The organism is Streptosporangium jomthongense, assembly GCF_042650425.1.
Classification (GTDB): Bacteria; Actinomycetota; Actinomycetes; order Streptosporangiales; family Streptosporangiaceae; genus Streptosporangium.
This window is the reverse complement of the sequence record NZ_JBHSBC010000049.1, coordinates 214,116-237,479: the sequence shown is the minus strand read 5'-3', so window position 1 is coordinate 237,479 and position 23,364 is coordinate 214,116. Positions and strand designations below refer to the sequence as shown.

22 protein-coding genes are annotated in these 23,364 nt (G+C 70.2%); 4 read left to right on the top strand and 18 right to left on the bottom strand.

Features of this window, described 5'->3' with window-relative positions; translation table 11 throughout:
- Positions 1-6: 6 nt before the first annotated feature.
- The 6 genes from ACFOYY_RS37925 to ACFOYY_RS37900 form a co-directional block, all read right to left on the bottom strand.
- Positions 7-975 (bottom strand): MBL fold metallo-hydrolase, encoded by a 969-nt coding sequence (locus tag ACFOYY_RS37925; RefSeq protein ID WP_352016525.1) that lies wholly within the window; start codon positions 973-975, stop codon positions 7-9.
- A 416-nt stretch (positions 976-1,391) separates the two neighbouring features.
- On the bottom strand, positions 1,392-1,550 hold the full coding sequence (locus ACFOYY_RS37920; protein ID WP_386196085.1) for a DUF6355 family natural product biosynthesis protein: 159 nt from the start codon (positions 1,548-1,550) through the stop codon (positions 1,392-1,394).
- A 123-nt stretch (positions 1,551-1,673) separates the two neighbouring features.
- Positions 1,674-2,096, bottom strand: a complete 423-nt coding sequence (locus ACFOYY_RS37915) for a hypothetical protein (protein WP_352013731.1) — start codon at positions 2,094-2,096, stop codon at positions 1,674-1,676.
- A gap of 153 nt (positions 2,097-2,249) precedes the next feature.
- Positions 2,250-2,672 carry a DUF6113 family protein gene (locus ACFOYY_RS37910; protein ID WP_352013732.1) on the bottom strand — a complete coding sequence of 141 codons (423 nt, stop codon included), beginning with the start codon at positions 2,670-2,672 and terminating at the stop codon, positions 2,250-2,252.
- A gap of 5 nt (positions 2,673-2,677) precedes the next feature.
- The gene (mshB, locus tag ACFOYY_RS37905; protein ID WP_386196082.1) at positions 2,678-3,583 is read right to left on the bottom strand and encodes an N-acetyl-1-D-myo-inositol-2-amino-2-deoxy-alpha-D-glucopyranoside deacetylase; all 906 of its coding nucleotides are present in this window, start codon (positions 3,581-3,583) and stop codon (positions 2,678-2,680) included.
- Positions 3,540-4,952 (bottom strand): hypothetical protein, encoded by a 1,413-nt coding sequence (locus ACFOYY_RS37900; RefSeq protein WP_386196080.1) that lies wholly within the window; start codon positions 4,950-4,952, stop codon positions 3,540-3,542. Before ACFOYY_RS37900 ends, mshB begins: the two co-directional genes overlap by 44 nt.
- Positions 4,953-5,036: 84 nt before the next feature.
- On the opposite strand from ACFOYY_RS37900, the gene ACFOYY_RS37895 reads away from it, so the two are divergent.
- A complete protein-coding gene (locus tag ACFOYY_RS37895; protein WP_386196078.1) occupies positions 5,037-7,097 on the top strand; it encodes a S9 family peptidase in 2,061 nt (686 codons plus the stop codon).
- Between the two features lie 62 nt (positions 7,098-7,159).
- Here ACFOYY_RS37895 and ACFOYY_RS37890 read toward each other — a convergent pair whose 3' ends face one another.
- From ACFOYY_RS37890 to ACFOYY_RS37880, 3 genes are read right to left on the bottom strand one after another with little or no spacing between them, the layout of a single operon-like run.
- Complete coding sequence (locus ACFOYY_RS37890) at positions 7,160-7,636, bottom strand: hypothetical protein (RefSeq protein WP_362776548.1); 477 nt, start codon at positions 7,634-7,636, stop codon at positions 7,160-7,162.
- Between the two features lie 45 nt (positions 7,637-7,681).
- Positions 7,682-9,523 carry an ABC transporter ATP-binding protein gene (locus ACFOYY_RS37885; RefSeq protein WP_362776550.1) on the bottom strand — a complete coding sequence of 614 codons (1,842 nt, stop codon included), beginning with the start codon at positions 9,521-9,523 and terminating at the stop codon, positions 7,682-7,684.
- Positions 9,520-11,271 (bottom strand): ABC transporter ATP-binding protein, encoded by a 1,752-nt coding sequence (locus ACFOYY_RS37880; protein ID WP_362776552.1) that lies wholly within the window; start codon positions 11,269-11,271, stop codon positions 9,520-9,522. The genes ACFOYY_RS37885 and ACFOYY_RS37880 overlap by 4 nt, the downstream gene beginning before the upstream one ends.
- Positions 11,272-11,385: 114 nt before the next feature.
- On the opposite strand from ACFOYY_RS37880, the gene ACFOYY_RS37875 reads away from it, so the two are divergent.
- Both ACFOYY_RS37875 and ACFOYY_RS37870 read left to right on the top strand, forming a co-directional pair.
- Complete coding sequence (locus ACFOYY_RS37875; RefSeq protein ID WP_352013739.1) at positions 11,386-11,619, top strand: RNA polymerase subunit sigma-70; 234 nt, start codon at positions 11,386-11,388, stop codon at positions 11,617-11,619.
- A gap of 2 nt (positions 11,620-11,621) precedes the next feature.
- Positions 11,622-12,206, top strand: a complete 585-nt coding sequence (locus ACFOYY_RS37870; protein WP_386196076.1) for a Clp protease N-terminal domain-containing protein — start codon at positions 11,622-11,624, stop codon at positions 12,204-12,206.
- A gap of 36 nt (positions 12,207-12,242) precedes the next feature.
- On the opposite strand, the gene ACFOYY_RS37865 is transcribed toward ACFOYY_RS37870, so the two are convergent.
- From ACFOYY_RS37865 to ACFOYY_RS37845, 5 genes are all read right to left on the bottom strand, one after another.
- Positions 12,243-13,535: a phospholipid carrier-dependent glycosyltransferase gene (locus ACFOYY_RS37865; RefSeq protein WP_362776557.1), complete on the bottom strand. Its 1,293-nt coding sequence runs from the start codon at positions 13,533-13,535 to the stop codon at positions 12,243-12,245.
- 603 nt (positions 13,536-14,138) lie between these two features.
- Positions 14,139-14,843 carry a S26 family signal peptidase gene (locus ACFOYY_RS37860; protein ID WP_362776559.1) on the bottom strand — a complete coding sequence of 235 codons (705 nt, stop codon included), beginning with the start codon at positions 14,841-14,843 and terminating at the stop codon, positions 14,139-14,141.
- Positions 14,840-16,759 carry an ABC transporter ATP-binding protein gene (locus ACFOYY_RS37855; protein ID WP_386196073.1) on the bottom strand — a complete coding sequence of 640 codons (1,920 nt, stop codon included), beginning with the start codon at positions 16,757-16,759 and terminating at the stop codon, positions 14,840-14,842. The genes ACFOYY_RS37860 and ACFOYY_RS37855 overlap by 4 nt, the downstream gene beginning before the upstream one ends.
- Entirely contained in the window at positions 16,756-17,304 is a 549-nt protein-coding gene (locus ACFOYY_RS37850; protein WP_362776563.1) for a TlpA family protein disulfide reductase, read from the bottom strand. Before ACFOYY_RS37850 ends, ACFOYY_RS37855 begins: the two co-directional genes overlap by 4 nt.
- Positions 17,305-17,315: 11 nt before the next feature.
- Entirely contained in the window at positions 17,316-17,885 is a 570-nt protein-coding gene (locus ACFOYY_RS37845) for a MauE/DoxX family redox-associated membrane protein (RefSeq protein WP_386196071.1), read from the bottom strand.
- Between the two features lie 211 nt (positions 17,886-18,096).
- On the opposite strand from ACFOYY_RS37845, the gene ACFOYY_RS37840 reads away from it, so the two are divergent.
- Positions 18,097-18,285: a hypothetical protein gene (locus tag ACFOYY_RS37840; RefSeq protein ID WP_362776567.1), complete on the top strand. Its 189-nt coding sequence runs from the start codon at positions 18,097-18,099 to the stop codon at positions 18,283-18,285.
- Between the two features lie 458 nt (positions 18,286-18,743).
- Here the strand turns inward: ACFOYY_RS37840 and ACFOYY_RS37835 are convergent, their stop codons facing one another.
- From ACFOYY_RS37835 to ACFOYY_RS37820, 4 genes are all read right to left on the bottom strand, one after another.
- Entirely contained in the window at positions 18,744-20,345 is a 1,602-nt protein-coding gene (locus ACFOYY_RS37835; protein WP_352013746.1) for an MFS transporter, read from the bottom strand.
- Between the two features lie 160 nt (positions 20,346-20,505).
- The gene (locus ACFOYY_RS37830) at positions 20,506-20,946 is read right to left on the bottom strand and encodes a hypothetical protein (protein ID WP_362776570.1); all 441 of its coding nucleotides are present in this window, start codon (positions 20,944-20,946) and stop codon (positions 20,506-20,508) included.
- Positions 20,947-20,958: 12 nt separating this feature from the next.
- Positions 20,959-22,485 (bottom strand): hypothetical protein, encoded by a 1,527-nt coding sequence (locus tag ACFOYY_RS37825; protein ID WP_362776573.1) that lies wholly within the window; start codon positions 22,483-22,485, stop codon positions 20,959-20,961.
- A gap of 90 nt (positions 22,486-22,575) precedes the next feature.
- Positions 22,576-23,265 carry a DUF4097 family beta strand repeat-containing protein gene (locus ACFOYY_RS37820; protein WP_386196068.1) on the bottom strand — a complete coding sequence of 230 codons (690 nt, stop codon included), beginning with the start codon at positions 23,263-23,265 and terminating at the stop codon, positions 22,576-22,578.
- Positions 23,266-23,364: the final 99 nt, after the last annotated feature.

Here is a 23,364-nt window from a genome sequence, read left to right as displayed (position 1 = left end):
CCCGTCTCACGGCAGGACGCGGGACTCGCCGACGGCCAGGTCCCACAGGTCGGCGCGGTCTCTGCCCGCCGCGGCCCATGCCGCGCGGGCCTGTTCGACCGGGGCCAGCAGCGGCTCGCCGGACAGCAGGAAGGTGCCCCAGTGCATCGTCGCCATCCGCCGCGCCCCGACGTCCGCGCACGCCTGTACGGCCTGCGCCGGATCGACGTGCGAGTTCTTCATGAACCAGCGGGGCTCGAACGCGCCGACCGGCATCAGGGCCAGGTCGACGCCCGCCGGATAGCGCTCCCCGATCTGGGCGAAGCGCTCGCCGTACCCGCTGTCCCCGGCGAAGTAGACCGTCTGGTCCACGGTCCTGATGACCCAGCCGCCCCACAGCGTCCTGCAGGTGTCGCTGATCGACCTGCGGCTCCAGTGGTGGGCGGGGACGAAGTCGAAGGACACCTCGCCGATCTCGGTGCTCTCCCACCAGTCGAGTTCGACGACGTCGGTGAAGCCCCGCCGGGTGAACCAGGGCCTCAGTCTGGCCGGGACGAGGACGGGGGTGTCCCTGGGCAGGCGCCGTACGGTCGGGGCGTCCAGATGGTCGTAGTGGTTGTGGCTGATCACCACGGCGTCGATCCTGGGCAGGTCCGTCCAGGCGACGCCGGGCGGGGTGAGCCTGGGCCTGCCCCCGGGGATGCGCCTGGCCCAGACGGGGTCGGTGAGGATCGTCAGGCCGCCCATCTGCAGGACGTAGGTCGCGTGCCCGACCCAGGTGACCACGGTCTCGGTCGCCACCGGCCTGGGCAGCCCGTTCCTGGTCACCGGGATCAGGTCGGCGTCCCCGGTCTCCGGCCGGAACCCGCCGTGCCACATGGCGGCGAGCAGTTCCTGGAAGGCGGGCAACGGAGAGGTCAGCCGGTCTCTGAAGCTACGTGGCCACGCCCGTTCCGGTGCGCGCGGCGAGATCTCAGGCTGGATCGTCTGAGACATGGGTGACCCCCTTGGCAACCACCGGTCCGGGCGATGATCCCTATATGAGGTGATTTATTCCCATTAAGGTGACTTAAGCCGAAACCGCCAGGGCGATTTACGGGTCCAGTTCCCGTCTTCCAGGTTCGCGAGGCGCTCGGGCACGCGCGGGGCCCATGCCGGAGGGGCCGGACCGCGCACGCGGCCCGGCCCCTCCACTGTGGATCACCACAGTGTTTCCGCTCCGTCACGGGGAACCGCGGAGTCCGGTCCCACGCCGTTCATCGACGAACGAATCAATGCCGACGGAGATGTTCACCGAATCATCTGCGACCGATCACACCCCAGAGGACCGGACGTGGAACAACCCGGCGACCGTCTCCCCGGAAAACGGCGTCGTCCCGATGTTCCTCGGTCTCCACCGCCACGGAGTCGGTTCAGCGGGGACCCTTCGCCCAGGCGTACTCGATGTCGTACGGCATGCCGGGCAGGGTCATCCCGGGCCTGACGCACCGGTCGTGTCCGGGCCGGTCGAAGGTCCGCCCGACACGGATGAGAACCCGGCCGGAGGAGCCACAGTGGTGGTAGCAGGCCACGGCACCCCTTCGTGTTCTGGCTGGAATTTCGTCAAAACTATCCGCCGGACGGACACCGGCTCCACCGTGATCCCTGCCAAATGACGAAGGTTTGCCGCCAACCTCCTCCGCCGTCACAAAATCCTAAAACCGCGTCCTGAACCACCACGGTGATTTACGGATGTAGTTTCCGTCCTCCAGGTTCGCGAGGCGTTCGAAGACGTTCCACGAGGAGGGGTCACCGCAGACGAGCACCGAGACGACCACCGCCACGACGTACAGCGGAAGCATCGGCAGTCCCGCGCAGAACATGTACTGCGAGGCGTGCCTGCCCTCGTGCCTGACCAGGGACTCGGTCAGACTCCCCTCCTGCGACCTGGTCAGCACCACGTTGCCGACGGTGAACGCCCCGGCGACGGGGAACGGGATGCGGTAGCCGTAGGCGAGGATCAGCCCGTCCGGCCCCGCCCTCCTCCTGGCGCCGCCCAGCCGTACCAGCAACAGTCCGAGCGGGGTGGACAGGTTGAGGTAGTTGAGCGTGCGCCGTACGCGATGCAACCGCCGCATACCAGGATTGTGCGCCGCCGTGCCGCGGGGAGCCAACGGCTCTCCGGTACGGGAGATGACCAGATCGTCTGCCTCGTGACCGTTCGCGAGTCCGAGGTTACGCCTGGCGGCTGCGACGCGGTGGCGCGATCGTCACCGCCAACGTGGACATCCTCAGTGGCGGGTCAGCAGCCAGGAGCCGCCGTGTGAGGTCGGGGTGATCAGGACGGCCACCAGGGCGGCGATCATGCCCCCGTAGAGGTAGACGTAGCCCGACAGGTCGGCGGCGATGATCACGTCGCCCTCCTGCCTGCCGGAGAGCCACATCATCGTCATCACCAGCCAGCCGCTCGCAGCGGCCAGGGCCGCCAGCTTGCCGCGCATCATCCGCCCGGCCCCGTAGCAGACGGCGAACAGCGCCAGGACGCAGCCGAAGGAGGAGATCGGGACCGTGGTCGGCCTGAGGTACCACGAATGCTGGAAGGCGCCCAGAAGGCCCATGAGAAGGCCGAGAACGAAGAGGACGGCGTACGCCGCCACGGCGACCGCCCTGCCCGAGGACCGCTCGGCCGTGGGGACCTGCTCCATCACAACCATGGAGGCTAGTCGATCCCGGCGAAGAGATCGTCCTCCGGCTTGTACGGCTCGCCGAGGCCGCCGACCTCGACCGGTGCCGCCGGAGCGCCGGAGCCGGGGAGGCCGGAGCGCAGGATGTAGTGCTCGACCGCCAGCACCTCCTGGCCGACGTCGTTCGACAGGGCGTACCACGGGGCCTCGACGCTGATCTGGGTGGCGTGCGCCCGCATCGCCGCGAACTTGGCCTCGATGTGCGCGCGGGCGTCGATCTCGGTGGTGACGTCCTCGTCGGCGCAGCCGTACGGCAGGTCCTCGACCCGCTCGGGGAGGAAGCGCGTCCCGGCCTCGACCAGCGCCTGGGCGGTCCTGCGCATCGTGGCCCTGGCCACCGCGGTGACGTAGAACTTGGCGATCCGCCACGGCTCGCCCTCGCCGAACGCCGGGTCCGCGGCCAGTTCGAAGGCCCGTGCCGAGACGCGGTGCGCCTGGATGTGGTCGGGGTGGCCGTAGAAGCCGTTCTCGTCGTAGGTGACGAGGACCTGGGGACGCGTCTCGCGGATGACCTTGACCAGTTCTCCGGCCGCCTCGTCCAGGTCGGCCCGCCAGAAGGCGGCGGGGTGGTCGTTCGAGGCCACGCCCATCATGCCGGAGTCGCGCCAGCGCCCCGGGCCGCCGAGGAAGCGGTGGTCGGTGACGCCGAGGGCCGCGCAGGCGGCGGCCAGCTCGCCGATCCGGTGCCCGCCGAGGGCGTCGTCACGGTCGGACGTCAGATGGGCCAGGCCGGGCGGGATGACCTCGCCCTCGTCGCCGAGGGTGCAGGTCACCAGGGTCACCCCGGCCCCCTCGGCGGCGTACTTCGCCATGGTGGCGCCGGTGCCGATCGTCTCGTCATCGGGATGGGCGTGCACGAGCAGCAGACGGCGGTCGTTCATGGTTCGAGGGTAGCCGCCGGGTGTAGAGCGTGACACGGACCGCACCGGATATCCGGGTGGGCCCGGCCTTGGTGAAGCCCCGCTTCAGGGCGGCCAGCCGGGGGTCGCTCTGCCACTCGGTCCCCGGGAGCCGCCGGGAGACCAGCCACACCCGCTCCGCGCCGGGGTCGAAGGGCACCAGCTTCCCGTACGGCCCGCCGTACACGGAGACGAACAGCCAGAAGCGTTCCGGCGCGTAGAGCACGGCGTCGCCGGGGCGTTCGGCGGCGCCGAGCTCGGCCGCCAGGGTGCGCAGGTCGTCGGGGCGGTTGGCGGGGCCCCTGACGGTCAGCTGGGCGCTCATGGACAGCGCCGCGAGGGCGGCCAGGGCCGCCAGGCCGATCGGCGCCCGCCCGGAGAACGGCCGGGGCAGTCCCGCCAGACCGGCCCCGGCCAGCAGCGCCAGGGCGGGCAGGACGAACATGACGTAGCGCGGGTTGTAGACCGGGTACACCTGGGAGATCGCGTAGGACAGCGCGACCGGGACGAGGGCCCACGGCAGGGCGACCTCCGTGAGCGACGCCCTGCCGTACCAGACGCCGAGCAGGGCGAGCAGCCCCAGGAGGGCGAGGAACAGCGGCGGGGTGCCCGAGTCCTGCCAGGAGACGGGTCCTCCGGAGATCTCCACACCGAGCTGCGCCAGGGCCGCCAGGTCGGGCGTCTTCAGCCAGAAGAGCTGTTCGTCCCGCTGCCCGGAGGCCATGAGGACCAGGGGAACCAGCAGCACCGCCGCCCCGGCGAGCGCCGCGAGCCAGGGCAGGATCTCCCGGCGCCCGCGGCGGAGCACGATGAGGGCGTGCGCGGGCAGCAGGAGCAGCGCGTAGAGGTGGAACCAGCCGAGCAGGGCGACCAGCAGGCCGTAACCGGCGTGGCGGGAGCGCCGTTCGCCGAGCAGGACCAGGGTCGAGGCCACCGCGACCGCGCTGACCAGGGCGTAGCTGCGTGTCTCCTGGCCGTAGCGGCTGACCATGGGGATGAGCGCGTAGGCCAGGCCCGCGTAGGTCCCGGTCCAGGAGCCGGGGGCGGAGAGCCTGCGGCCCAGGGCCGTGATCCCGGCCGCCGCCCCGGCGACCGCGAGCGCGGAGGGCAGCCTGACCGCGACCTCCCCGCCGAGGGCGGCGAAGGGGCGTAGCAGCAGGTAGTACAGCGCGTGGACGGTGTCGATGTGGGAGAGCAGCTCGCGCAGCTCGTCGAAGGACATCCTGGCCGCCAGGACGCTGACCGACTCGTCACGCCAGAACGAGGGGACGCCGATCCCCCACATCACGAACGCGAAGGCCAGAACGGCGGGCGTCCCGGGGGAGCGAGCGATTCGCGCGGTAAGCGTCACTCGCCCAAGTTTCTCCCATGATCACATTCATTTGGACCATCCTGGGAGATCCCTTCCCGGGACCGTACTGGCAAGATGACTGGTATGAGTGAGAGTTTTCCTCGGCTGCACGCAAGGACCCGCCGCTTCACCCTCGGCGTTCCCCGTGCGTTCACGGTCGCGCCCGACGGTGCGCGGATTGTCTTCCTGCGGACCAAGGGCGGCTGTGACCCGGTCACCTGTCTGTGGGAGTTCGACGTGGCCAGCGGCACGGAACGGCTGATCGCCGATCCCCGGGTCATCGCCGCCGACGAGGAGAACCTCCCGCCGGAGGAACGGGCACGCCGCGAGCGCGCCAGGGAGTCGGCGGGCGGCATCGTCGCCTACAGCACCGACGCCGCGGTGACCACGGCCGCCTTCGCCCTCTCCGGCGGCCTGTACGTCGTGGACCTGCGGACCAGGAGCGTGCGCCATCTGCGCACCCCGGGCCCGGTCATCGACCCCCGGCTCTCCCCGACCGGTGTGCACGTCGGATACGTGACCGGTGGCGCCTTCCACGTCCAGGACCTTGAGGACGAGGTCGACCACGCGCTCGCCGGCCCCGAGGCGCCCGAGGTGACCTACGGCCTGGCCGAGTTCATCGCCGCCGAGGAGATGGACCGGATGCGCGGCTACTGGTGGTCCCCGTCCGGCGAGGCCGTACTGGTCGAGCGGGCCGACGACTCACCGGTCGAGAAGTGGCACATCGCCGACCCGGCCAACCCCGCCAGGCCCGCGACCGAGCAGCGCTACCCCGCGGCGGGGTCCCCCAACGCCAAGGTCGAGCTGTTCGTGCTGTCCCTGGCCGGTGGCCGCGTCCCGGTGCCCTTCACCGACGAGTACCTCGTCAACGCCGCCTGGGACGACCACGGCCTGTCCATCGTCACCATGACGCGTGACCAGCGGACCATGCGCCTGTTCGACGTCGACCCCGAGACCGGCGCCTCCTCCCTCGTCCGCGAGGACACCGACGCCGCCTGGGTCGACGTCGTCACCGGCGTCCCCGGCCACCTGTCGGACGGCTCCCTCGTCTGGGTGACGAACCTCGACGGGGGCCGCCGCCTGGTCGTCGGCGACCAGCCCGTCACCCCGGCCTCCCTCCAGGTCCGCGACGTCGCGGGCGTCAGCGGCGACACGGTGCTGTTCCGCGCCAGCGGCGAGCCGTCCGAGATCGCGCTGTGGGCCTACAAGGACGGGCGGATCACCCTGGTCAGCCCGCAGGACAGCGGCGTCTACAGCGGCCAGGCCGCGGGCGGGACCCTCGTGGTCACCGGCCAGACCCTCGACGGAGAGGGACCGGTCACCCGCGTCTCCCACCACGGCCGCCACGTCGGGCACATCACCTCCCACGCCGAACGCCACGGCCTCGACCTGCGGGTCTCCCTGATCCGTACGGGCGAGCGCGAGCTGTCGACCGCCGTGATCTTCCCGTCAGGGCACGTACCCGGCTCGGCGAGGCTCCCGGTCCTCATGGACCCGTACGGCGGCCCGCACGCCCAGCGTGTCCTGTCCGCCTCGGGCGCCTACCTGACCAGCCAGTGGTTCGCCGACCAGGGCTTCGCGGTCGTGGTCGCCGACGGCCGGGGCACCCCGGGACGCGGCCCCGAGTTCGAGCGGGAGATCCTGCACGACCTGGCGACCCCGGTCCTCGACGACCAGGTGGACGCCCTGCACGGCGCGGCGGAGCGCTTCCCCGACGACCTGGACCTGTCCAGGGTCGGCATCAGGGGCTGGTCGTTCGGCGGCTACCTCGCGGCGCTGGCCGTGCTGCGGCGGCCCGACGTCTTCCACGCCGCCATCGCCGGAGCCCCGGTGACCGACTGGCGGCTCTACGACACCTGCTACACCGAGCGCTATCTCGGCCAGCCCGCCGAGGGGCACTACGACGCCTCGTCGCTGTTCGCGGACGCCGAGAAGCTCGAACGCCCGCTCCTGCTGATCCACGGCCTGGCCGACGACAACGTGGTGGCCGCGCACACGCTGCGCCTGTCGTCCGCGCTGCTGGCCGCCGGGCGCCCGCACAACGTGCTGCCGCTGTCCGGCGTCACCCACATGACGCCGCAGGAGGTCGTGGCCGAGAACCTCCTGCTGCTGCAGGTGGACTTCCTCAACAAGGCCCTGTCCTGACGAGGAGCGGCCGCCGTACCCTCCCCGGGGTACGGCGGCCGCTTCCGTTCAGTCCTGGGGCGTCACTTGAAACGCTGCCACTTGCCCGCCGACCGCTTGATGCCGTTGCGGCCGTGGCCGGTAGCGGGGCCCGTGTTGGAGCCGGGGCCCGCACCCGCGCTGCGGCCCCCGGGGGCGGCGTCGTCGGCACTGGCCTCGGGGTCGTAGGTGTCCCCGCCCTGCGGGCCGGTGGCGCCCCCGTTCCTGCCACCGCCCCTGCCGCCGACCTTGCCGCCGCTGTGGCCGCCGGTCATCGAGCGGACGTCCTGGCCTGCGTCCTCGGTGGCCCTGTTCCGCTTGGCGGGCCGCCCGGTCTTCGTCGGGCCGGGCGAGGGGGTCGCCACGGGGGCCGGGTCCGCGGTGACGGTGTGACCGACGGCGGGCACGGCGGCCTCGGCCGGCCCCCCGCAGATCATGAAGGCGGGGACAAGGAGGGCGGCTCCCGCCAGGAGCCTGCCCAGCGTCGAGCTCGTGACGGATGCGATCGATTCAGGTGACACGGGGGCACCCCTTTCCTGCGACTTTTCGCACTCGACTGACCACTGTCAGTGACGATCACTGTAGTCGCGCGGAGCCGTTTCCCCCGGAAGGTGCACCCGGAGGTTCCCCTCCTTTCCCCACCGGACAGGACGGTTTTCCTTCACTCCGCCGTTGGCGTGCCAGCTGCTCCACAGGGCGGCGTAGGAGCCACCCGCGGCGACCAGCTCGTCGTGGGAGCCGAGTTCGCTGATCCGCCCGTCCTCGACCACCGCGACCCGGTCGGCGTCGTGCGCCGTGTAGAGGCGGTGGGCGATGGCGATCACCGTACGGCCGTCGAGCACCGCGGCCAGCGAACGCTCAAGGGAACGGGCCGCCCTGGGGTCGATCAGCGAGGTCGCCTCGTCCAGGACGAGGGTGTGCGGGTCGGCCAGGACCAGCCGGGCCAGGGCGAGCTGCTGGGCCTGGGCGGGCGGGACCGGCTCACCGCCGGAACCGACCATCGTGTCCAGACCGTCGGGCAGACCGGCGGCCCACTCCCAGGCGTCCACCGCCTCAAGCGCCGCCCTGACCTGGTCCGCGTCGGCGTCCGGACGGGCGATCAGCACGTTCTCCCGCAGCGTGCCCCGGAACACGTGGTGTTCCTGGGTCACCAGCGCGACGTGGCCGCGCAGGTCGTCGAGCGGGAGCTCGACCAGCGGGGCGCCGCCGACCGTGACCGAGCCGGTCCGCGGCCCGTGGACGCCCGCGAGCAGGCGGCCGAGCGTCGACTTGCCCGCCCCGGAGGGACCGACCATGGCCAGCCGCTCCCCCGGCCTGACCACCAGGTCGACGCCGTGCAGCACGTCGTGCCCCTCGCGGTAGGCGTAGCGGACGTCCTCGGCCCGCAACTCCTCCCCCTCGGGAGCCTCGGAACCGGCCTCCCGGTCGTCGGGCACCTCGGCGACGCCGAGCAGCCGGGCCATGGAGGCGCCGCCCACCTGGAGTTCGTCCACCCACGACATCAGCCGGTCGAGCGGGTCGGCCAGTTGCTGCACGTACAGCGTGGCCGCCGTCACCTGGGCGATCGTGACCCAGCCCTGGATGTAGAAGACACCCCCGGCCAGCAGCGTCGTCACGATCGGGAGCACGTAACCGAACTCGACGGCCGGGAACCACACCATGCGCAGCCCGAGGGTGTAACGTTCGGCCGCCCACGACCTGGCGATGTCGACGTCCGTACGGCGCCGCCTGCGCTCCTGGAGTCCCAGGGCCTCGACGGTACGGGCGCCACCGACCGTCTCGGCCAGCCCCTCGGTCATGTCCGCGTAGGCGGCGTTCTCCCGCAGGTAGCCGTCCCGCGCCCGCCTGAGGTACCACCGCGTCGAGATCCACAGCAGCGGTACGACCAGCAGCGCGGGCAGCACGAGCAACGGCCCGGTCAGTATCAGCGCCCCCGCGGTGATCACGAAGGCCACCAGGGCGATCACCGTCTCCGGTACGGCGTGCCGCACGCTGCGGGAGAGGGTGTCCACGTCCCGCGAGGTGCGGGTGATCAGGTCGCCGGACCCCGCGCGCTCGACCGTGGACAGCGGCAGGGCGAGGACCCGGCCGACGAACTCCTCGCGCAGTTCGGCCAGGACCTTCTCCCCGAGCCGTGAGGAGACGTAGACCGCGAACCTGACGAGCACCCCCTGCGCGGCGAGGAAGCCCGCGATGGCCAGCGCGACCACGGTGACGTCGATCCCCGTGCCGCTCTTGATGCCGTGGACGAGGTCGCCGAGCATCCACGGCACGACCAGGCCCGCCGCCGCGGCCAGGCCGTGCAGGCCGAGGGCCGCCGACAGCGTGCCGGGATACTTCAGGGTGAGTCTGCGGGCGTAGGCCCGTACCTGTGCCCGGTCGGCGACCGGGAGGATCTGCCCGCTCACGCGGCCTCCTTTCCTGGGTTCCCGCGTCCGGCGCCGGCGGGTTCCGGGGGCCGCGTGGACTCCTCCTCTCCCCTGGTGACGACGGCGCGGTAGTCCGCGCTGACGGCCAGCAGTTCCCTGTGGGTGCCCTGGGCCCGCGCGACGCCCTCCTCCACGTAGACCACGTGATCGGCGTGGTCGAGCACCAACGGGCTCGTGGTGCAGACGAGGGTGGTTCTGCCCGCCCTGGCCTCCGCCAGCCGTACGGCGATGCGCGCCTCGCTGTGCGCGTCGACCGCGCTGGTCGGCTCGATGAGGATGAGCACCTCGGGGTCGGCGGCCAGCGCCCTGGCCAGCCGCAGCCGCTGCCGCTGGCCGCCGGAGAACTCCCGGCCCGCCTCGGCGACGGCCGCGTCGAGACCACCGGGCAGCGCCTCGACGACGTCCTCGGCGCACGCGGCGCGCAGGGCGCGGTTGATCGTCTCCTCGGAGGCGGTCCCGGTCACGTCCAGCTCGTCCCTGAGCACCCCGGCGAACATCCCGGCCTCGTTGTCGGCGACCAGGATCCGGCGGCGGACCTCGGCGACCGGCAGACTGTCCAGCGGTACGTCGCCGAAGTCCACGTCGCCGTCGGCGTACCGGCCGAGCCGGTCGGCGATCGTCGCGCTCTCCTCGGGAACGGCCGAGACGACGGCTGTGAGGGCACCCGGGCGTACGGCGACGCCGGAGGCGACGTCACGCAGCAGGCCGCCGGGCGAGGTCCCGGTGCCGCCGGTGATCTCGGGCCGCAGGTTGAGGATCCGCACCACCCTGCGGGCGGCCACGTGTCCCTTGGTCAGCTTGTCCGCGGTCTCGGTGAGCGTGCGCAGCGGGGAGATCAGGAAGGCGGCGTAGCCGTAGAAGGCCACGAGCTGGCCCACGGTGATCTCCCCGCTGAGCGCGAACCTGGCGCCGAGCCAGGTCACGCCCGCGATCAGCAGGCCGGGCAGCAGGACCTGGGCTCCCTCAAGGGTCGCCTCGATCGCGGCGACCCGCACGCCCGCCCGCCGTACCTTCTGGGACTCCTCCGCGTAGCGCTCGGCGAAGATCTGCTCGCCGCCGACGCCGCGCAGCACACGCAGGCCGGCGACGATGTCGGCGGCCCTGGTCGAGAGCTCCCCCTGGAGGTCACGGTGGGCGTGCTGGCGCCGGTGCAGCGGCCTGAGCAGGGGGCCGACCGCGACGGCCATGATCGGAACACCGACGAGCACGGTCAGTCCGAGCGCGGGCGAGGTGCTGATGAGGATGACGGTGACCGTGACGACGGCGACGACCGCCCCCGTGCCCCGCAGCAGGATGTCCATCGCGTTGCCGATGTGGGCGATGTCGGAGTTGCCGACGCTGACCACCTCGCCGGTCGACACCCGCTTGGGCAGGGTCGCCCCCAGCCTGGTGGCCTGCCTGACGGTGACCTGGACCGTGCGGTAGGCGGCGGACAGCCAGTTGAAGACGGCCATCCGGTGACGAAGGGTGCTCGTCACCGCCTGCGCCACTCCCAGGCCGAACACGACCGCCGTCCAGATGAGCAGGCTCCGCATGTCCTGGTTCCAGATGGCGTCCACGCTGCGACCGATCGCGGCGGGGATCAGGGCCATCGAGGTCCACCACAGGATGGCGTAGCCGATGCCGATGAGCAGGGGACCGGCCTGCGAGCGGGCGGTCCAGAGGAGATATCGGAAGGGACTTCGGGAATCGGGATCGCCGGGATCAGCGGCAGGCAGGGAACGCATAGCCCTACCAGGCTGACAAACCCCACGATCACCCGGCAAACCGTTTTCTGACCGTGAGACGGGCCTCGTCAATCAAGGTTGACATCTCGATGACGTCAACTTACATTGACATACATGAGCGACACGGCACAGCTGGCCTCGGACGCGGGCAGCCGCGACCCGGCCGTCGGCCTGCGGGCCGTACGGGCGTTGCGGATCCTCGTCGATCGGCTGGAGGCCCTCCAGGTCGAGAACGCCAGACAACAGGGCTGGTCCTGGCAGGAGATCGCCCACTGCCTTGAGGTGACGAGGCAGGCGGTCCACAAGAAGTACGCCGGTGGCCGCGGGCTGCTGAGACGGGAGAGGTAGCGATGTTCGAACGGTTCCACCAGGAGAGCCGCCAGGCGGTCACCCTCGCCCAGGAGAACGCCAGGCGACTGCGCCACGACCGCTGCGGCACCGAGCACATCCTGCTCGGCCTGCTCGACCAGCGTTCCTGCATGGTCACCCGGGTGCTGGCCGGGCACGGCCTCGACTACGAACGCGCCTACCGGGCCGTCGTACGGCTCACCCCCGTCAGACGCGCCACCGCCCTCGACGCCGAGGCCCTCGAAACGATCGGCATCGACCTGTCGGCCATCAGGGAGAGGGTCGAGGCCGCCTTCGGGCCCGGCTCCCTCGACCGCGACCCCGTCACGACCAGGAACGGGCTCCGCAGCGGACGGCACATCCCCTTCACCCCACAGGCCAAGAAGGCCCTGGAGCTGTCCCTGCGCGAGACGCTGGCGCTCAAGCAGAAGGGCATCCGCGACGGCCACCTGCTGCTCGGCATCCTCCGCGAGGGCAGAGGGCTGGGCTCCCGCGTCATCACCGACGCCGGCATCGACACGGGGGCGCTGCGCCGGGAGATCGTCGCGGAGCTCGGCCAGGATCAGGGCGGCGCCTCCCGGGCATAGGCCGGGCCGGGGACCGGGCCTCTCTCCGGCCCGGTCCTAACCGGCCCGGAAGCGCGCGGAAACCGCAAGGGCCGCGGCGAGGCACGCGAACGGCACGACGGGAAGCACGTAACGGTGATCGAAATCGAGCACGGCGACGGGCAGCACCAGCAGAACCACCGCCGTCCCCCACGGCAGCAGCACATCCTTACGGCGCAGGCCCGCCGCCCCCAGCAGAAGGATCACCCCGAGGAACGGCCCACGCAGGTAGGAGGGGTTCTGAAAGGCCTGCAGGAACCCGGCGTACGGCTGGACCGCCTCGTACTCCCCGGTGACGCCCGGCGCGTATCTCCGCAGGTACGAACGGGCCCAGTCGGGAACGGCCGGCGCCGCCACGCCTCCCCACAGGCTGAGCGGCCCGGACATCCGCATCGGATGGTCCGCCGGGGTCCAGTGGAAGGCCAGCGAGACGTCACCGGCGACGGTCCGCAGATAGTCCAGAGGCTGCGCGAGGACGGCGTGGACCGCGAATGACCGGGCGAGCGAGTCGTTCTCCTTCCGGCCTCCCGGCATGCGGTTGAGCGACGCCTCGGGCGCCCAGTAGTAGCCCTCCGCCGCGTCCCGCCACGTCCCGTTGGGACACAGCGGCGCCTCGGCGGGCGGCGGTTTGATCACGTCGCAGTCGGCGAAGGTCATGACACGCGCCCAGAGCGCCGCCCCGTCACCGCCGACCAGTTTGAAGCGTCCGTACTCGGCCTGGTACCAGGCGGCGTACGACAGCAGCGGAAGCGCGCCGGCGAGCGCCGTGACGACCAGCGGGCGCCACCCGACACGGCGTACGGCCAGCCAGCCGAGGGCGACCAGGAAGATCGGCAGCCCGACGGTCCTGGTGAGCGCGGCCCACGCCAGGAACACGCCCGCCGTCGCCCCCGCCCAGAGCGGCGGAGCGGACGACCAGGACAGCAGCACGGTCGCGGCGACCAGCAGGAAGACGAACAACGTGTCGCCGAGCACGGCGTGCTCAAGCCGCAGGAACGAGGTGTCGAACAGCACTGGGACGGCCGCGGCCGCCGCCCCCCAGGCGGGAACGCCCTTACGGCGAAGCAGGGCGTAGATCATCACGCCGACGCCCAGTCCCATCGCGTGCTGGACTCCCACGACCACCGGAATGCTGTGAAAGGGCATGAGCAACCGGAGCAGGAAGGGGTAGCCGTTCGGGTTCAGATCCTCCCTGGGCGTCAGCTCGTAGGCGAGCTGAAGGTATGTGTACGTGTCGTACCAGTAGATCCGTCCGGGCCGGAATCCCAGCATCGTCAGCGCCCTGAGCCCCAGGGCGAGGGTCACGACCACCGCGAACAAGCGATGCCGGAAAAGACTCCCGCGAATCCACCTATACCGGGAAAGGCGCTCCTGCCGGGATTCCAATGCCGTGACCACGCGAAATCCAACCGTCGCTCAGTAGGGGGACGCCGGCCTCCCGGCCACCGCGGATCGTGACGGCCCGGGGACGGCTCACCTCCGGTGCCCACCAAAGGTGATCATGCCGATGGAGTGACCATATACGAATAAGGGCACCCCAAGTCGACATTCAACATCATTTCCATTAGAACTGGCGATGAAAAGTGGTCATTTGTCGCCAGAGAGCCCCATACGTGCCGAGAATATATCTGACATGCCGCCATTCCCATCGGCTCGGCACACCTCTGCGTTCACGCGGCAAGACTTACCGTGACCACCCCCACGACCGGCGGCACACCATCCGTAACAGGGCGTGCGACACGTTCCGCTCGGGCGTGAAACCGGGCATTCGTAGCAGATATTGAAGTACTTCCAGCCGCCGCACACCCTCACCTCGATCCGAAGCAGAAACACGCCGGCAGGCCGTCCCCATGCCTTCGGACCTCCCGAGCGTTCCGCCCCTTTCCCAACCTTTCGGATGGCATGAAAAGCGAATTATCGGCCCGCACTTCGGATTCGAAAACCGCGCCGATGGAGTGGGCGCAGTACGACTCCGAGGACACGCTCCGCGGGAAAGTAACCCACGTGCCGGGAGTCGTAACTGGCCTCCTGGTTGTCACCCAGGAGAACCAGCCTGCCCGGCGGTACACGATCCTCCGGCGCGTCGGACAGCGCGGGAACCCGGGCGCGCGGGACGGCGTCGCCGGGAACCGCGACGATCCGTTTGATCATCCAGCGCCTTCCGGACATCGACGCCTCACCGGCCCCCGGCGGCACCGGCGGATCAGGCCATTCACGTTCGGGCGTCGGCTGCTCCACCACGACCACTTGTCCGGCCCTCAGGGGGCGGCCACGCCGCGCGACGACGCGGTCTCCGTCCCGGTAGGCGGGTTTCATGCTCGACCCCCGCACCGTCACCGCGACCAGCCCGCGGGCCATCACCGCGGAGGTGAGCAGGCCCAGACCGAGAACCGACGCCGACGCGCCGCAGGCCACCGCCCATCCCCACGCTCCCCTGACGAGGAACGCGACCGTCCCTCCCCACAGGAGGAGCACACCGATCACCGTCAGCGTCCGGGCACGCGGCGGCCGGGTGGAGACCGCCGGCGCGCGGCCCCGCCCCGGACCGCCGGCCGGCGCCCCGGTCTCCCCCATCACGCGCTCGCGACCGGGACGACGAGGGCCGGCGTCGGCGGTCATCCCGCGCCTCCCGCCGTCAGCGCCGGCCCTTCGGCGGCGGGATCCCGATAACCGGACGACTGAAGCGCGAACAACCGCGCGTACTCTCCGCCGTCGGCCATCAGCCGGGCATGGTCACCCTGCTCCACTATCCGCCCGTCGCGGAGCACGACGATGAGGTCGGCGTCACGCACCGCGCTGAGCCGATGTGAGATCAACAGACTGGTCCGCTCCGCGCGGTGCGCGGTGAGCGAGGCGTGGATCTCGTGCTCGGCCTCGGCGTCCAGCCCCGCCGAGGGCTCGTCGAGGATCATCAGGTCCCGCCCGTCGCGCAGGAGCGCGCGGGCCAGCGCGAGCCGCTGCCACTGTCCGCCGGACAGCATCGTGCCGACCTCCGAGTCGTTCTTCTCCGACTCAGAGAAGAAGATCCGCGTCAGCGGGGTGTCGTATCCGTGGGGCAGTCCGGCGAGCGTGTCGTGGACACCGGCCCGTTCCGCCGCGGACCGGACGCGTTCCCGGTCGTCCCAGACAGCGGGGTCCCCAAGGGCGATGTTCTCCGCGGCCGTCATGTCGTAGTGCATGTAGTCCTGGAAGACCGCACTGATCCTGTCCCGCAGTCCGGCCACGTCGACGTCACGGATGTCCTGCCCGTCCCACAGGATGGAGCCCCTGGTCGGGTCGTAGAACCGGCACAGCAGCTTCACCAGCGTGGACTTGCCCGAGCCGTTCAGCCCGACGAGCGCGACCGTCCTGCCGTGGGGGACGCGCAGACTGACCCCGCGCAGCACCCAGGGGTGCTCCTCGGAGTAGCGGAACCACACATCACGCAGTTCGATCCCGTACCGCATCCGTGGCGGCGCCGGGGCCCGCGGAACGAGCGGCAGATCCGGGGGCGCCGTGATCACCGCCGTGTAGTGGCCGAACATCGTCAGGGCGTGATGTGACCGTGCGATGTCCCTGGCCAGACCGGCGAGGGCCGCCTGCAGGCTCGTCACCGCCGCCACGAAGACGGTGACGTCACCGACCGAAAGTCCTCCCGATCGCGCCGCATCCACCGCCCAGAACAGGCCCCCGCCGAACACCAGCGCGGTGAGCAGGTTGAGCGCGGCCTGGACCGCGACCTCCCGCCTGTCCACCGTCCGTCTCGCGGCGTTGGCGGCACGCCGTTCGTCCGTCATGCGCCTGCGCAGCAGAGGACCGATGCCGAACAGCCGCACCTCCTTCGCGGCCTCCACGCTGGACAGCAACTCGGCGTAGAAGAACTCCCGCCGTTCGATCGGGCCGACCTTCCAGAACATCCGGGAACGCCGCCTCGACATCGCGATCTCCGCGAGCAGCGACGGCACTCCCGACAGCGGCACCAGGACGGCCATCAGCGGGCTGAGCACCGTCAGCGACACGAGGAAGCCCACGATAGTGATCGTCCCGCGGGCGATGCCCAGCGCTCCGTCCACCACCTGGTTCGGCATGTCGCTGGACTGCTGGGCGATGCGCAGCCTGTCCAGGAAACCCGGATTCTCGAACCGGCCCAACCCGGTGAAACCCTCCACCGCGGTGAAGAGCCGGTCCTGTGCGAGCAGCCCGACCCGGCGGTTCATCTCGGTCCGTAGATACTGGGTGGCCTGCGGCAGGGTCCCGGTGACGACGGCCGCCGCCGCGATCCCCGCGGTCAGCGCGACCAGTGCGCTCGCGGAGGCGCCGCCGACCAGGGCGTCCAGCACCAGTTTGGTCAGCCAGGCGGTCGCGACCGGCAGCGCACCGGTGACCAGCGTGACGAGGCAGTACAGGGTGAGGATTCCCGGTGCGGCCCTGGCCGTGAGCGCCCAGGAGCCGGCGATCCGGCGCGTCACGGTCAGAGCGTTCATGTGCTCCGGCTCGCCGTCCGTCCGGCTCTCACCGGAGGCCCGTGCCCGCCCGGAGGGTCGCGTACGGCTCATGCCACGGCGGTGGCCGTCTGCCCCAGGTCCACGGCCTCGTCGGTGACCACGAGTCTGCCTCCCCGTGCCGCCACCCGGAGCACGGTCGGGTAGGCCTTGATCTTGAAAGCCTTGCTGAGGGGGCCCGAGGAGGTCTCGACGACCACGGAGGCCACCGGCGCCAGATCGGCGACAAGGGCGTTCGCCTCGTCCGCGTCGTGGCTGAGCACGACCGCGACCACGCGGCCCCGCCCGCCGGGCAGCGCCCCGCTGTACTCCACGAACCTCGGCAGTTGTTCCCGGCAGGGACCGCAGTTCGGCGAGAAGAACCCGACCACCGTGTCGTCGGCCAGCGATTCCCTGCTCAACGTTCCACCGTCAACGGTCGAGGTGAGGAATTCGCCGACCTCCTCACCCACCCCGAGAGAGGGCATGACTTTTCCGTGGCCGGGCTTGGACAGCAGTTCCGTGTGTTCCCGGAGGCGTTTGATCACCCCTACCGAAAGGAGCAGATTCAGTACGCAGAGCGTCCCGACGAGCACCAGGGCCGCGATCACAAAAGGCATGACGTCCTCCTTCAACCGACTGCCGGAGGGGATGGGCGACGCCCAATACCCTTGTTCATTGGTTGGAAAAGCTCGAATATGTCGTCGAGTGCGGTGACCAGCACGCCGAGCATCGTCCCGCCGAGGACGGCGATCAGCACTCCAGCGGTCTCCAGGCCTTTCTGCGGTGTCAGGGTCCCGATCACGCCGACGACGGCGACCGCGGCGAGAATCACGTTCCTTACGGCCTGGCGCGGCCCCATCGGGACGGAGGACGCCCCGAAACACCGGCACGCCGCCCGCGTCCCTCTGCGCACCACAAGAACGACGACCACTGTGAACACGGCGAGCAGTCCCGCCGCGACCACGAATCCGGCGACGCCGGTGACGGGTGTGGGTGTCGCGAGCAACATCCATGTCGCGAGTTCGGCGCCCAGCACAATTCGAGCGAGGGAACGCACCGAGGCCGGCGGCACCAAATGCATATCACGTATGGAAGCAGCGAAGTCACCGAACGTGTCGCGCCCGATGAGCTTGCCCGTCGAAGATATTAGGAACACGGCGCCGATGACACAGCGGAGCCCGATCGCCAGATATTGCACCGGACGCCCTCCACATGATCAACAATTGAATTTCAGTATGGCATCCGAATACACGGCCATCAAGTGTTGACATCATCAGAAATCACTGTTACGACAAACTCGCAATAAAGCCCGTTGCAAACACAAAATTCGTTTGTAATCATCGGCATGACCGGCGCCATATGTGTAAACCCAGCCGAAAGGAAGTGCAGTGCTCAAGAAGCTCGAAGCAATGGGAAGCAGTCTCCTTGGCATGTTCGTGCCCCGGGTCGAGGCCTCGGCGGCCTGCGGCCCCGTCGTGATCAAAAGCTACTCCAGCTGCTGGGAGTGCAAGGACATCTTCGGATGCGGCTGGAACGCCCCCTGTGACGCGTACTGCCAGAGCGGATGCGGGTGCGACGTCAGGACCTGCTACTGCTAGATAAGAGGCGGCCGTTACCGCCGAATAAAAGGTAGCCGATAAACATCGTGACCGGCGGCGGGCGGGTTCCGCCGGAAATTCGGCATTCCTGTGCACACGCCGGACGGCCTCACGGACCGCCCTCGGACATGTGCTCCTCCGCCGCCGGTCATGCGCCCGAGAGCGCGAACGGCATTGACTCACATCGTTTTCACGACGCCGATACGGGTTATCCGGAAACCGGCCGCGCGGGTTTCCGGAAAGGGTTCGTCCGGCACGGGGCGCTTCGCCTTCCCGAGCCGACGTGAAAGACGGCGACCGGCGCGCCGCCGTGGACGGACGAAACGCAGAACGCGCCGCGGTCAGCCGGCACCGGCGGCGCATCTCGGCGCATCAGCGGCGCACCGGTGGCATGGGGCCATACCGAACGGCGAGCCGCGCGGCGGCTCGCAGAACGGTGTCACGACAGATGGGGGAGATTACGCGGTCGTTCCCAGCGGCTTCGCCTTACGGGTCTCGACGCCGAAGAGGGCGACCGCCAGGACCGCCAGGACCAGGGGAACCGCGCCCAGGAGGGCGGTGGCGCCGATGGAGGGGACCGTGACCCCGGCGACCAGGACGGCCGTGACCGCGACCCCGCCGAACTTGCCGACCCCGGCGGACAGGCCGGAGCCGCGCGAGCGGATCCGGGTCGGGTAGATCTCCGAACTGTAGGCCGCCACCACCGCGGCGATCGTGGCGGTGCCGACGATCGGGCCCGCGAGCAGCACGTACAGCCAGGTTTCGTCGTGCACCAGCGAATCCCCCGCCACGGAGAAGGCCAGCAGGGCGGCGGCCACCAGGGCGCTCAGCACGACGATGGTCTTCTTCGCGCTCCACAGCCCGTACATCGCGGCGGCGACGAAGACCAGCGGCAGACCCAGTAGCGCCGAGTCCCGCAGCGCGCGGTCGGCGGCCTGCTGGGCGAGGCCGAGCTTTTGCAGGTTGGAGGGGATCCAGAGCTGGAAACCGTAGGTGACCAGCCCGACGCTCAGCCCCAGAATCACCACCGCGACGCTGAGGCCGGTGAAGGGACGGTGGAACAGCGGCGTGTAACCGCCTTTGTCCGCGGCGCTCTCCTCGGTGACGGCCCGCTCGATCTTGGCCTCGGCCGCCTCCGTGGAACCGTACCTGACCATGATGGCCCGCGCCTCCTCCTCACGGCCGTGGGCCAGCAGGAACCGGGGCGACTCGGGGATCCAGCGGTTCAGCAGGATGAGCACCACTCCGGTGGGGATGCCCAGCAGCCACAGTGACCGCCACGAGTAGACGGGGATGAGCTCCGACGACAGCCAGCTCGTCATGGCGTAGGCCAGGGCCAGGTTGCCGCCGATGAGCACCATGACCCAGCCCCGGTGCCGTCCCGGGATCGTCTCGGCCAGCAGCGAGAAGGTGATGGGCAGCATGCCGCCCGCGGCGAGTCCCATGACCAGGCACATCACCAGGTTCCATCCGAAGGACGGCATCGCCCCGCAGATCGCGGTCGCCACGAACATCACCCCGGCCAGCAGGATGGCCGCCCGCCGTCCGATCCGGTCGCCGAGCCATCCCCACAGGAACGACCCCAGGACCGTTCCCGTCAGGCCGAACAGCGGAAGGAGCGCGACGGGCAGGTCGCCGCCCGGGTTGAGGGCCGACTTGAGGCCGTACTCCTTGCCCATGCCCGGGGCCACGAACGCCAGCGTGATCGGCTTCATCGCGTCGATGGTCACCGCGGCGGTCATCACGAGGATCAGGCCGATGTGCGCGGGACGGAGCCCGGCGTCGTCGGAGGTACGGATGCGCACCTCACCGGCCTGCCTCGCGGCCTTGAGGTCACGCGGGACGAGCCCGTACGTGGTCACCGCCAGCCCGACGACGATCAACGCCATGCCGACCGTCATCGGGATGTCCATCGGCATGCCCGCCATGTGGAAGCCCATGTCCGCGGCGTGCACGTACATCGGGATGTGCAGCGCCACCCCCGCCACGCAGGTGAGGAATCCGGTCCAGAAAGCCAGGGGGTGGGCGAAGTCGATGCCGCCCACGGGCCGTTTGCTCATGAGTTCCCTCGGGATCACGATCGTCAGGGGGGTGACACCCGGGAGATGGGCCCGATCGGGTTTCGGTCACTGCCGCGAGATGTCTGCTTGTTCGATGCGTTCCGCACCGCCTTGGTTCGTCGAACAGTGCATCATCCGTGACTTGTGAACCGCTTGTGGGTCAGATGATCCGGCCGCCGCGCAGCCGCCAGTGGACCGACAGCACCCGCATCGGGCCGTTGGCGAACAGCCACTGGCCGATCCAGACGACCGTGAACATGGTCGCGAACGTCGAGAAGGCCACCGGGCGGGTGATGCCGGGGATCAGCCTCTGGTCCAGCAGGACCCACATGAGCAGGCCCTCGGGGACGATCGTGAGCAGCCCGAAGAGCGTCGGCCAGTCCTTGTCCCAGCGGAACTGCATCAGCAGGTGGTAGAGCAGCTCCCAGAGCAGGCCGACGACGGCGACCGCGAGCAGGATGAGGTAGGCGACGCCGTACGTCCTGGACATGGGGCCTCTCGTGCCCGGCAGCACCGGCACGACCAGCGCCGTGAGGACCACGCCGACGGTGGCGAGCAGGAAGATCCGGGTCTGGAGACGACCGGCGAGGGTGGGGATCACGACGTGAACTCCTCAGATGGGACGGCCCGCGGCCCACTTGAACCACTGGCTGACCGAGCGCAGGGGGCCGAGGCCGGCGCAGAACCCGCGCCGGGAGAGGTCGGCGGCGATGTCGAGGGCGGCGGTCTGCATGCCGAGGAAGCTGTCCACCGCCGGGAAGTGGTTGCCCGCGACGGCGGCACCGGAGGCGTACAGCATGCCGTCCCCGCTGCCCGCGCCGCTCACCTCGAAGTTCCTGCCGACGGCCAGGCGACCGGCGCCGTTGCGCTGGGCTCCGCCGTGTTCGAGCAGGTCCGCCAGGACCCGGTGCTCGGGCATGTCGGCCTCAAGCCCGGTGCAGTCGACGATGAAGTCCGAGACGACCTGCCCGGCCCTGCCGTCGTCGCTGCCGGTGAAGCTGACCAGCCGTCCGTCCGGGGTCGGTTCGACCCGGTGGACCACCGCCTGGATCGCGTGGTACCAGTTGCCCTCCCGGCCCCGGCGCATCTGCTCCTGCCAGCGGCGCAGCTTCGGCGTGGTCGTGCCTCCCACGAGCTTGGCCAGCGCCGCGCGTTCGGCGCCCTCCGCCCGGCGGAACCGCGCCTTCAGCTGGCCGCCGAAGGCCGACTTGGGCAGGGTGAACGCCTGGTAGGCCCAGCCGTCCCCGCCGGGGCGCCGCATCCACGGGCTCGGGCCGTGGGGTCCGGTCACGTACGTGCGCAGCAGGTGCACGATCTGGGTGTGCAGGCCGTAGCGCTCCCGGTCGTCCATCAGCCGCTGGAGCACCCGGGAGGCGACGATCCCGGAGCCGCGCACCACCACCGTGCCCGGCCTGGTCTTGAGGAACTCGTAGACGTGCTCGTGCGGCTCGTAGGCGTTGACGACGTGGTGGTAGTCGTTGTAGGTCTCCCGGAAGCACTGGAGGTCCTCAAGGAACTTCAGGCCGGGGTAACCGACCGCCAGGTGCACATACCGGGAGCGGATCGCCACCCGCTTGGTCGGCGTCATGCCCGCCGGAGGGGTGAGGAGCGTGAAGTAGCCGCCCCCGAACCTGCGGCGGACCATCCGTACCTGCCCCTTGAGCAGCATCTCCCAGTACGAGACGCGGTCGGCCTCGCGTTTGACGGTGGAGAAGACCGTCGAGGCCCTGGGACTGAAGAAGTCGGTCAGGAGCGGCTCGACCAGGACCTGCCAGAGCAGTTTGGGCGACCTGTCCCGCCAGGCCTCGTGCACGGCGTAGGACGGGAAGCCCCAGATGTTGTCGGGTCTGGCCCCCGCGTCGGAGCGGATGCGCTCCTCAGGCGGCAGCTGGGAGACGCGGGTGAGGTACTCCCAGCTCTGCCACGGGGTGTCGCTGTTGGACAGCACGCGTATGGACGAGGTGGGCACCCCGCAGATCCTCAACACGTCGACGAGGGTGAAGGAGCCGAGTCCCCCGCCCACCGAGACCAGCGGCACGTCGTGGAACGGGATGCCCGCTTCCTGGACCATCTGGTCGTGCCAGATCGGTGAGTCGATCAGCTGGGGAGTGAGGTCGTCATGGCGCCGGGCATCTAACACGTGACGTCCCCCGTGGTCTGACTCCGAGCGAGTTGCGGGTCCCCTTATTTCAGATAAAAGGGATCACGCGCAACTCGCCCGCGAAGAGCGTCAGCCGGCCAGCACCTTGATGTCGCCGGAGCCGGTGGACATCACGACCTTGTGCGCGGAGGCCGGATCCTGCGGCACGGAGACCTCCCTGTCACCCGATCCCGCCCTGGTCGACACGTTGTACGGCCCGCCGGGGAGGCGGACGGTCACGTCGCCGGAACCGCCCCGCATCTCGACCTCGTCGGGGACGGCGGTGTATCCCAGCTCGGCGGTTCCCGAGCCGACCTTGGTGAAGACCTTCCTGCCCGACAGCCCCGTGCCGGTGATGTCGCCCGACCCCGTGACGGCGGTGATCGCCCCGGTCAGGGAGGTGAGTTTGACGTGCCCCGAGCCCGTCTGCAGATCGACGGTCGTCCCCTTGGGGATCTCGATCCGGTAGTCGACGCCGCAGTTGTCCATGCTCGACGGGCAGTTGTAGCTCACGAACAGGGTCTCCCCCTGGACCCTGCGCGTGGTCTCCGGCTTCTCGTCGTTCCACCGGGCCGTCTCGACGACCTTGACGCCGCCCCCGGTGGCCTCGGTCACCGAGACGTCGCCCGACCTGCCCCTGACGTTCAGCTTTGTGACCTTCTCGGTGACCTGGTGGGTCGCGGTCTCATGATGGGAGGCGGAGCCGATGTTCGTCAGCCCACACCCCGTCAGGAGCACCGCGACGGTCAGCAGGCCCCCGCCTGCCACGATCTTCTTCACCCGATGATCCTCCCAACGGCCCCACGAACACGCATCAGGGATGTCCCTGGAAAACCTCGGGGATCCCTTAGGGGGCGATGGCCCTCATCCGGTCTTGTC